This window comes from Acidovorax sp., assembly GCF_022763525.1.
In the GTDB taxonomy this organism is placed as follows: Bacteria; Pseudomonadota; Gammaproteobacteria; order Burkholderiales; family Burkholderiaceae_C; genus Acidovorax.
In genome coordinates this window covers 1-9,334 of the sequence record NZ_JALEGG010000137.1, presented here as the reverse complement: position 1 = coordinate 9,334, position 9,334 = coordinate 1, and the positions used below count along the sequence as shown (strand labels likewise).

Annotated in this window: 11 protein-coding genes; 10 read left to right on the top strand and 1 reads right to left on the bottom strand. The window is 71.1% G+C overall.

Features of this window, described 5'->3' with window-relative positions; translation table 11 throughout:
* Positions 1-512 (top strand): histidine phosphatase family protein (locus MRY84_RS10535; protein WP_291505681.1); only part of this gene is annotated, 512 nt, incomplete at its 5' end.
* Positions 513-539: 27 nt separating this feature from the next.
* Here MRY84_RS10535 and MRY84_RS10530 read toward each other — a convergent pair.
* Entirely contained in the window at positions 540-995 is a 456-nt protein-coding gene (locus MRY84_RS10530; RefSeq protein WP_291505680.1) for a type II secretion system protein N, read from the bottom strand.
* A gap of 71 nt (positions 996-1,066) precedes the next feature.
* Between MRY84_RS10530 and gspG the strand changes: the two genes are divergently transcribed.
* The 9 genes from gspG to gspD all read left to right on the top strand — a co-directional run.
* On the top strand, positions 1,067-1,507 hold the full coding sequence (gene gspG, locus MRY84_RS10525) for a type II secretion system major pseudopilin GspG (RefSeq protein WP_291505683.1): 441 nt from the start codon (positions 1,067-1,069) through the stop codon (positions 1,505-1,507).
* A 28-nt stretch (positions 1,508-1,535) separates the two neighbouring features.
* Positions 1,536-2,054: a prepilin-type N-terminal cleavage/methylation domain-containing protein gene (locus MRY84_RS10520; RefSeq protein WP_291505679.1), complete on the top strand. Its 519-nt coding sequence runs from the start codon at positions 1,536-1,538 to the stop codon at positions 2,052-2,054.
* On the top strand, positions 2,051-2,458 hold the full coding sequence (gspI, locus tag MRY84_RS10515; protein ID WP_291505678.1) for a type II secretion system minor pseudopilin GspI: 408 nt from the start codon (positions 2,051-2,053) through the stop codon (positions 2,456-2,458). The genes MRY84_RS10520 and gspI overlap by 4 nt, the downstream gene beginning before the upstream one ends.
* Positions 2,459-2,583: 125 nt before the next feature.
* Complete coding sequence (locus MRY84_RS10510; protein ID WP_291505677.1) at positions 2,584-3,267, top strand: prepilin-type N-terminal cleavage/methylation domain-containing protein; 684 nt, start codon at positions 2,584-2,586, stop codon at positions 3,265-3,267.
* Between the two features lie 74 nt (positions 3,268-3,341).
* Positions 3,342-4,343 (top strand): type II secretion system minor pseudopilin GspK, encoded by a 1,002-nt coding sequence (gene gspK, locus MRY84_RS10505; RefSeq protein WP_291505682.1) that lies wholly within the window; start codon positions 3,342-3,344, stop codon positions 4,341-4,343.
* Between the two features lie 73 nt (positions 4,344-4,416).
* Positions 4,417-5,691, top strand: a complete 1,275-nt coding sequence (gene gspL / locus MRY84_RS10500) for a type II secretion system protein GspL (RefSeq protein ID WP_291505676.1) — start codon at positions 4,417-4,419, stop codon at positions 5,689-5,691.
* Positions 5,688-6,248: a type II secretion system protein GspM gene (gene gspM / locus MRY84_RS10495; protein ID WP_291505675.1), complete on the top strand. Its 561-nt coding sequence runs from the start codon at positions 5,688-5,690 to the stop codon at positions 6,246-6,248. Before gspL ends, gspM begins: the two co-directional genes overlap by 4 nt.
* A 78-nt stretch (positions 6,249-6,326) precedes the next feature.
* On the top strand, positions 6,327-7,145 hold the full coding sequence (gspN, locus tag MRY84_RS10490; protein ID WP_291505674.1) for a type II secretion system protein N: 819 nt from the start codon (positions 6,327-6,329) through the stop codon (positions 7,143-7,145).
* A gap of 4 nt (positions 7,146-7,149) precedes the next feature.
* Positions 7,150-9,334 (top strand): type II secretion system secretin GspD (gspD, locus tag MRY84_RS10485; protein WP_291505673.1); only part of this gene is annotated, 2,185 nt, incomplete at its 3' end.

The following is a 9,334-nucleotide window of genomic DNA, read 5'->3' as shown; positions in this document are numbered from 1 at the left end:
TGGACGTTCCGGCCGACCCGGCAGCCACCCGGGCTGCCGCAGAGCGCCTGGCTGCCGCGCTGCCCGGCGGTGCGCGGGTCTTCCACTCACCGCTACAAAGATGCGAGCAGCTCGCGCTGGAGCTGCAGGCGCTGAGACCCGATTTGATATTGAAACCCGACCCCCGCCTGCGCGAAATGGACTTCGGCCACTGGGAAGGACAAACCTGGGACGGCATTGGCCGCCACGCCATCGACGCCTGGACCGCCGCGTTTGCCAGCTACCGCCCGGGCGATGGAGAAAACCTGGCCGCCGTGCTGGCCCGCGTGGCGGCCGCGCTGCAAGACCACTGTCGTGCAGCCGGTGAGCCCCCCGCCCCCACGCAGGATGTGGTGTGGATCACCCATGCCGGCGTCATCCGCAGCGTGGCATGGCTGCAAGCCCAGGGGACAGGCGCACTGCCCTCTTCGGAAGAATGGCCCCTGCCCGCACCGGGCTGGGGCGAGTGGGAGGTCGCCGATCTGGGCCGGTAGCGCCTGGCCCGGCCAGCGATGCCGGCGCTATCGCTTGAGCGGCATGTCCAGCGTCACGGTGGCCGGGCCGCCCGTATCAGGCCCCAGCAGCACCTGGCGCGGGCTCAGGGCCTGCACAACGATTCCCTCATCCACGGGCGCCCCCAGGCGGAAAGGCTTGGCGGGTTTCCCGTCCACCGCGATCAGCGCTGCGCCGCCCCCACTGCTTTGGCCCGCCAGGACCCCCACCAGCACGAACCGGCTGGCTGGCGACGCTGCCGGTGCCCCGGACGCTGCTGCAGGAGCCACCGGCCCGGCGCCCAGCAAACGCGCCAACGCCTGGGCATCGGGGGCCAGCGGCGGTGGCGGCAGCACGGGGGCGGACGGCCCGGCCGCCGGCGCCGACAAGCGCAGGCCCCAAAAGACCACGCTCGCGCCTGCGGCGGCCCAGAGCGCCAGAGTCCCCATGCGGACGCCCCATTTGCTGTACGTTTTGGTCACCATGCGGGGATTATGATTCACGCGATCCGACCTTCGTGAGACCGCCCGCAGTGAATACTTCCCTTCCTCTCCTCGTGCGCTCAGCCCGCAGCCGCCTTGCCAAGAACATCGCCCGGGGCTTCACCCTGATCGAGCTGATGGTGGTGCTGGTCATCATCGGCGTGCTGGCCGCGCTGATCGTGCCCAACGTGCTCGAGCGCGCCGACGACGCCCGCGTGACCGCCGCGCGCACCGACATCACCAACATCATGCAGGCGCTCAAGCTGTACCGCCTGGACAACCAGCGCTACCCGACGGCCGAGCAAGGCCTGCAGTCGCTCATCGTCAAGCCAACCGCCGGCCCCATCCCCAACAACTGGAAGCTGTATCTGGAAAAGCTGCCCAATGATCCGTGGGGCCGTCCTTATCAATACCTGAATCCCGGCATCAAGGGCGAGATCGACGTCATGTCGTTTGGCGCCGATGGCCAGTCCGGCGGCGAAGGCAAGGACGCCGACATCGGCAGCTGGCAGTGACCCCCAGGTCTCGCCACGTCCAAGGCGCATGAAACCCGCGCGGCCCCAGGCCCGTGCCACCACGGAACTGGCTCTGCCAGGCCGCTGGTGGCGTCCCCCTGTGGGGGGAAGACGCGCAGCGGCCCAGGGGGGCTTCACCCTCCTGGAGTTGCTGGTCGTCATCAGCATCATTGCCTTGGCTACCGCCGGGGTAGGGATTGCCATGCGCGACAGCGGGCAGACACTGATCGAACGGGAAGCAGCCCGGCTGGCGGCGCTGCTGGAATCGGCGCGCGCCCAGTCGCGTGCCAGCGGTACGCCGGTGCGCTGGCGCGCGGATGCACGGGGCTTCCGTTTTGAGGGCCTGGCGCCCAGCGCGCAGGCGGCCTTGCCCAGCCAGTGGCTGGATGCAGGAACCACCGTGCGTGCGCCCACGGTGCTGGTGCTGGGCCCCGAGCCGCTCATCGGCCCGCAGCAGGTGTTTATCACCCACCAGGCGTCCCCCGATCGCACGCTGCGCGTGGCGACGGACGGGGTACGGCCTTTCACCGTCGAGCCCGTTCAATGAACGCCCGGCAACACCCCGGCGCCCTCGCGCACAGGCACTGCGCCCCGCGCCCGCCCCAACGCGGCTTCACGCTGGTGGAGGTCCTGGTGGCGCTCAGCATCGTGGCCATCGCCCTCATGGCAGGCCTGCAGGCCACCACGGCGCTCACGCGCAATGCGCTGCGCCAGTCGGACATCATCCTGGCGCAGCTGTGCGCCGAGAACGAACTGGTCCAGGCCCGCCTGTCGCGCCAGATGCCCAGCGTGGGCGACACACAGGTTCCCTGCGACCAGGCTGGGCGGCAGCTCACGGTGGCGCTGAGCGTGCGGCCCACGCCCAACCCGAGCTTTCGCCGGGTGGACGCGCAGGTGCTGGATGGGGAGAACTCCATCCTGCGCATCTCGACGATCATCGGAAGGTATTGATGGAACATCCCCCTGTGGCGCTGCGCGCCTTCCCCCTTCTCTCGAATCGCTGTGCGATTCGGGAAGGGGGACGACGCCCTCGCTGCGGGGCGGCCCTTGCTCGGCGTCCCGCGCGGAGGCCACGCTTGATCCGACCGCCGCGCCCTGATGCGCGACGCCAGCGCGGCTTCACCCTGGTCGAACTGCTGCTGGCGATTGCGGTGATGAGCCTGCTGGCCATCCTGAGCTGGCGCGGGCTCGATGGCATGGTGCGGGCGCAGGAGATCACGCGCCAGCGGGCGGACGAGATGCTGGTGCTGCAGGCGGCGCTGGGGCAGTGGGGCACGGACCTGGACGCGCTGATGCCGATCGCCAACACCACGCCGCTCGACTGGGACGGCCAGGTACTGCGCCTGACGCGGCGCAGCAGCGCCGAACCCGACGAGGGCGCCCTGGTGGTGGCCTGGACCCTGCGGGGGGCGCAGGGCGCGGGCCAGTGGATGCGCTGGCAGTCGCCACCGGTGCGCACCCGCGCCCAGTGGCAGGAAGCCTGGCAGCTGGCGGGGCAATGGGCGCGTACGCCGGGCGAGGCCGAGCGGCGCCACGAAATGGCACTCATGCCGCTGTCGGAATGGCAGATCTTCTACTACCGGGGCGGCGCGTGGTCCAACCCGCTGTCCAGCACCGGCGGCACCGGCACGTCCGCAAGCGGCACGGCCATGCTGCCCGACGGAATCCGCCTTCAGATCAGCCTGCCGCCAGGCCAGGCGCTGGCGGGGCGGCTCACGCGCGACTGGGTGAATCCGGTGCTGGGCGGAGGCAGGACATGATCGCCCCCCCGAGGGACGCCGCCAGCGGCCTGGCAAAGCCCGTTCCGCGGCGGCACCCGTGGCTGCAGCGCCAGTTGCACAGGCACAGGGCGCGTGGCGCCGCATTGCTCCTGGCCATGCTCACCGTCACCCTGGTGGCCACCTTTGCCGCGGCGGCGATGTGGCAGCAGTGGCGCGCGGTTGAAGTGGAGACCGCCGAGCGCGGCCGGGTGCAGTCCGCCTGGATCCTGGTGGGCGCGCTCGACTGGTCGCGCCTCATCCTTCGCGAGGACGGGCGTGCGGGCGGCGCCGACCACCTGGCGGAGCCCTGGGCGGTGCCGCTGCAGGAAGCGCGGCTGTCCACCTTTCTGGCGGCCGACAAGAACGTGAGCCAGGTGGACGATGCCAGCACCGACACCAGCGAGGCCTTCCTTTCGGGGCAGATCTCGGACATGCAGGCCCGCCTGAACCTGACCAACCTGGCGGCGAGCGGCCCCGACCAGACTGTTGCGCTGCGGCAGTTCACGCGGCTGTTCGAGCGCCTGGGCCTGCCGTCGCAAGAACTGGCGCTGCTGGCCGATGCACTGCGGCGCGCCCAGGCCACGACCAGCACCGGCACCACCTCCGGCACGGGCGGCGATGGCGGCACAGCCCCGCTCATGCCCCCCACCGTTCGGCAGCTCGGCTGGCTGGGCCTGTCCCCGGCCACCGTGGCAGCGCTGGTGCCCCACGTCACGCTGCTGCCGGTGCGCACGCCGGTCAACCTCAACACGGCGGACATCGACGTGCTGCTAGCCGCCATCGATGGCCTGGACGTTGCCAGCGCACAGAAGATCGTGCAGACGCGCGAGGCGCGGCACCTGCGCACGCTCTCGGAGGTGCGCGACCTGCTGGGCGCGAACATTGACATCAACGAAGGCGCGCACGCCGTGGCGTCCTCGTACTTCGAGGTGCGGGGCCGCCTGCGCCTGGGCGATGCGATGGTGGACGAGCGCTCGCTGGTGCGCAAGCTGGGCCTGGAGGTGACCACGCTGTGGCGCGAACGCGGCGCCTTTGACCGTGCCCCATCCGAGGCCCCCGGGCTGCCTCGGCGGTGAATCCGCAACACATCGGCCGGGCAGTGCCGACGCCGTCATGCCCTCGCCCTAAAATGACCCGCAAAACCCGTCCATGAGCACCCTCATCCTCTTTCTGCCGCCGGCCCGCCCGGGGCCTGCCACCGACTACAGCTACACGCTGACGGCGGACGGCCACACCGCCCTTCGCCACGCCACCGCACCGGCCTCCCTACTGCCCGAACCCACCCGGCCCGGCGGCGAGGTGGTGGCCATCGTGCCGGCGCGCGCCCTGTCGTGGCAAAAGGTGCAGTTGCCGCCGGGCCTGCCCGTGGGTGCGGGCCAGCAAACGCCGCGCCTGCGCTCGGCACTGGAAGGCTTGCTGGAAGACCGCGTGCTCGACGATGCCGCCCAGCTGCACTTTGCCCTGCAACCCGGCGCGCGGGCAGGCGAACCTGCCTGGGTGGCGGTGTGCGACCGCGCCTGGCTGCGCGAGAACCTCCAAGCACTGGAAGCCGCAGGGCGCCGCGTGGCGCGCGTGGTGCCCGAGTTCGCCCCCGGCCCCACGGCCAGCGGCCGGCCCGAGCTGTGCGCCATCGGCACACCCGAAGACGCCTGCGTGGTGCTGACCGGGCAGGGCGCCGAGCAAGGCGTGGCCGTGCTGCCGCTGTCACCTGCAGCGCCGGCCCTGGCACGTGCCGGCCTGCCACCCCCAGCAGCAGCGGGCGAGGGCGAGGACGACGCCCTGGTCGTGCGCGCCGAGCCCGCCGTGGCTGCCCTGGCCGAGCGTGCGCTGGGCCAGCGCGCGAGTTTGCACACGGCCAGCCAGCGCGCGCTGGAGGCCGCGCGCGGCGACTGGGACCTCGCGCAGTTCGACCTGGCCAGCACCGGCCGCACGCGCGCCCTGCGCCAGGCGGGCAGCGTGGCCAGTGCGCTGATCAACGCCCCCCAATGGCGGGCAGCGCGGTGGGGCGCGGGGCTGCTGGTCGCTGCCCACCTCGTCGGGCTCAACGCCTGGGCGTGGCAGGAACGCCAATCGTTGTCGGCCAAGCAGGCCGCCGTGCGGTCCACGCTGACGCAGACCTTTCCCAAGGTGCAGGTGGTGGTGGATGCCCCGGTGCAGATGGAACGCGAACTCGCGCAGCTGCGCCAGGCGGCGGGCAGCGTGTCGCCGCGCGACCTGGAGCCCCTGCTGGCCGCTGCGGGCAGCGCCCTGCCCGAAGGGCAGCAACCCACGACCATCGAATACACCCCCGGCGAGCTGCGCCTGCGCGGCATTGCCTTCAACCCCGACAGCGAGCCCGCCGTGTCGGCGCGCCTGCAAGCCGCCGGCTACCAGCTGCGGCAAGACGACGGCAGCCTGCTGCTGCGCGCGGAAGGCACGCCATGAACGCCAACACCACCTCCACCGCCGCCCTGCGCGCCCGCTGGCAAGCCCTGGCACCCCGCGAGCAGACGCTGGTGCTGGCCGCCGCGGGCGTCGTCGGCCTGGCGCTGCTTTGGTGGGTGGCCCTGGCACCCGCCCTGGCCACGCTGCGCACCGCCGGCCCGCGCCATGCGGAGCTTGATGCCCAGCTGCAGCGTATGCAAAGCCTGCAGTCCGAGGCGCAGCAGCTCCAGTCCGCCCCGCGCGCGGCGCGCGGAGATGCCGCCGCCGCGTTGCGCGCCGCATTGGCACAGCGGCTGGGCAACACGGCCCAGCTCAACCTGGTGGGCGACCGCGCCACCGTCACGCTCAAGGGCGCACCGGCGGATGCGCTGGCCCAATGGCTGGCGCAGGCGCGCAGCAATGCGCGTGCGGCCCCCATCGAAGCGCGGCTGACCCGCAGCACCGCCGCCGCCCCCCGGGCGGCCAACGCTCCTGCCACGCTGGGCAGCCCCGCCGCGCCCATGCCCCGCTGGGATGGCACCCTGGTGCTTGCGCTGCCGCCCGGCGGCCAGCCCTGAGACGGTGTGAATCACCCACGCATCCCTCGCTCTTTCCCATCCCGCACCGCCCTTACCTCCACTCCATCACCCCGCCACGTGCCGTCTTCTTCCTCCACCCGCCACCGCAAAAGCCCTTCCGCCCCCAAGCCCCGCAGCACCTGGGCGTGGGCGCTGGCGGGCGCGCTGCTGGGGGTGCTGCCTGCGGTGGCCGCCTTTGCCCCTGCGCATTGGCTGGCGCGGGGCGTGGCCAACGCCACTGGCGGGCAGGTGCAGCTGCTGCAGGCGCGCGGCACGGTGTGGACGGGGTCGGCCCAGTTGGTGCTGACTGGCGGCGCCGCCAGCCAAGACCGCGCTGCCCTGCCGGGCCGCGTGGAATGGCAGCTGCGCCCCACCCTGACCGGCGTGCGCGCGCAACTGCTTGCCGCGTGCTGCACTCCCGAACCGCTGCGCGCGCAGGTGCATGGCCGCTGGCGGGGCCTGCAGCTCACGCTGGCCGACGGGCAGAGCCAATGGCCCGCCGCCTTGCTCTCCGGCCTGGGAACCCCCTGGAACACCCTTCAGCCGCAGGGCCAGCTGGCGCTGCGCACCCAGGGCCTCCGCATGAGCTGGATTGCCGGGCGCAGCACCTTGGCCGGGCTGGTCCAGCTGGATGCGCGGGCCATGTCCTCGCGACTGTCCACGCTCAAGCCCATGGGCAGCTACCGCCTGGCGCTGCAGGGCGGCGATGTGCCCACGCTGACGCTGTCCACCCTGGAAGGCCACCTGCAGCTCAGCGGCTCGGGCCAATGGGTGGGCAACCGCCTGCGTTTTGCCGGCGAAGCCAGCGCAGCGCCCGAACGCGAAGCGGCGCTGTCGAATCTCCTGAACATCATTGGGCGGCGCAGCGGCGCGCGCTCCATCATCACCGTGGGTTGAATCTATGAATTTCCCGTTTTCTCCACGCCTGCGTTTTACTATCAAAACAATAGCTGCTAGCGCTTTAATGGCAAGCGCCAGCGGCCAAATTTTGGCGCAAACCGCCATCAACACCACGACCGGCAGCGTGCGCCCCAGCGAGCCCGTCACGCTGAACTTCGCCAATGCCGAGATCGAAGCCGTGGCGCGCACGATGGCCACCATCACCGGCCGCAACGTGGTGGTGGACCCGCGCGTCAAGGGCCAGCTCAACCTGGTGACCGAGCGTGCCGTGCCGCCGGCCGCAGCCTTCCAGCAGTTCCTGGCCGCGCTGCGGCTGCAGGGCTTCACGGTGGTGGAAACCGCGGGGCTGTACAAGGTGGTGCCCGAAGCCGACGCCAAGCTGCAGGGCGGCAGCGTGACAGTGGTGCAGGGCAGCTCGGGCAGCGCACCCGCGGGGGGACAGATCGTCACCCAGATCTTCAAGCTCAATTTTGAAAGCGCCGCCAACCTGGTGCCCGTGCTGCGCCCGCTGATCAGCCCCAACAACACCATCAACGTGAACCCCGGCAACAACTCGCTGGTGATCACCGACTACGCCGACAACCTGCAGCGCCTGGCACGCATCGTGGCGGCCATGGACGTGGCCAACGCCAGCGATGTGGAGGTGATCCCGCTGCGCAACGCCGTGGCCACCGACCTGGCGCCCCTGGTGGCGCGCCTGATCGACGGCGGCAGCGGCGCAGGCCCCGTCGCGGGCCAGGGGCAGGCCGATACCTCCTTCAAGACCACGCTGCTGGCCGAGCCGCGCAGCAATTCGCTGATCCTGCGCGCGGCCAACCCGGCCCGCGTGGCCCAGGTGCGCGCGCTGGTGGCCCAACTGGACCAGGCCCCCGCGCCGGGCAGCAGCGCGTCCACCGGCAACATCCACGTGGTCTATCTCAAGAACGCAGACGCGACCAAGCTGGCCACCACGCTTCGCGCGGCCATGGCAGCCATGGGCACGGGCGCCAGTGCAGGCGGTGCTGGCGCCATCGGCAGCACGCCGCCCCCGGCGCCCAGCGCGGGGCTGAGCGGCGGCGGCACAAGCGGCAACATGCTCTCCACCGGCAGCGGCCTGTCCGGCGGCGCGGCCGGCACCGCTGGCCTGGGTTCCGGCAGCACCATGGGCACCAGCGCGACCAACAACAACCAGCCTTCCACGGGCGGGCAGATACAGGCCGACCCCACCACCAACTCGCTCATCATCACCGCCCCCGAGCCGCTGTACCGCCAGCTGCGCGCGGTCATCGACAAGCTCGATGGACGCCGCGCGCAGGTGCTGGTCGAGAGCCTGATCGTCGAGGTCGCGGCCAACAAGCTGGCGCAGTTCGGCATCCAGTGGCAGGGCGTGCTGGGTCAGCAGGGCGACGGGACCGTGGGCGTCATCGGCACCAACTCGGGTGCCGCAGGCGCCAACATCCTGGGCATCACTGCCGCGCTGGCCTCGGGCAACGCCAGCAGCATCGCCACCGCGGCCACCGGGTTGGGCGGCGGCCTGAACCTGGCGCTGGCGCCCCGCGTCAACGGGCAGTACTACCTGGGCGCGCTGGCCAACTTCCTGCAGAACAGCGGCGACGCCAACGTGCTGTCCACCCCCAACATCATGACGCTGGACAACGAGGAAGCCCGCATCCTCATCGGCAGCAACGTGCCGTTCGTGACCGGCTCGTATGCCAACACCACGGGCAGCAGCACCGTGAACCCCTTCCAGACCGTGGAGCGCAAGGACGTGGGCCTGATGCTCAAGGTGCGCCCGCAGATCGGCGAAAACGGCACGGTGAAGATGGCCATCTACCAGGAGATCTCCAAAATCGACGGCAACACCATCGCCAACATCAATGGCCCGACCACCAGCAAGCGCTCGGTCGAGTCCAACGTGCTGGTGGACGACGGCAGCATCATCGTCATCGGCGGCCTGCTGGAAGACACGTACTCGCAGGGTGAGGACAAGGTGCCGGTGATGGGCGACCTGCCCGTGGTCGGCAACCTGTTCAAGAGCGAGAAGCGCAGCCGCAACAAGATGAACCTGATGATCTTTTTGCGTCCCATCGTGGTGCGTGACACCGCCACCAGCGACGCCCTGGTGGTCGACCGCTACGAGGCCATCCGCGCGCTGCAGCACACCACGCAGCCCAGCCCCAGCCTGGTGATGGGCACCGTATCGGGTG

Excerpts from the sequence above, each read along its gene's own strand:
- gspM (WP_291505675.1), top strand. The coding sequence starts at position 5,688 with ATGAACGCCAACACCACCTCCACCGCCGCCCTGCGCGCCCGCTGGCAA.
- gspL (WP_291505676.1), top strand. The coding sequence starts at position 4,417 with ATGAGCACCCTCATCCTCTTTCTGCCGCCGGCCCGCCCGGGGCCTGCC.
- MRY84_RS10530 (WP_291505680.1), bottom strand. The coding sequence starts at position 995 with ATGGTGACCAAAACGTACAGCAAATGGGGCGTCCGCATGGGGACTCTG.
- MRY84_RS10520 (WP_291505679.1), top strand. The coding sequence starts at position 1,536 with ATGAAACCCGCGCGGCCCCAGGCCCGTGCCACCACGGAACTGGCTCTG.
- gspI (WP_291505678.1), top strand. The coding sequence starts at position 2,051 with ATGAACGCCCGGCAACACCCCGGCGCCCTCGCGCACAGGCACTGCGCC.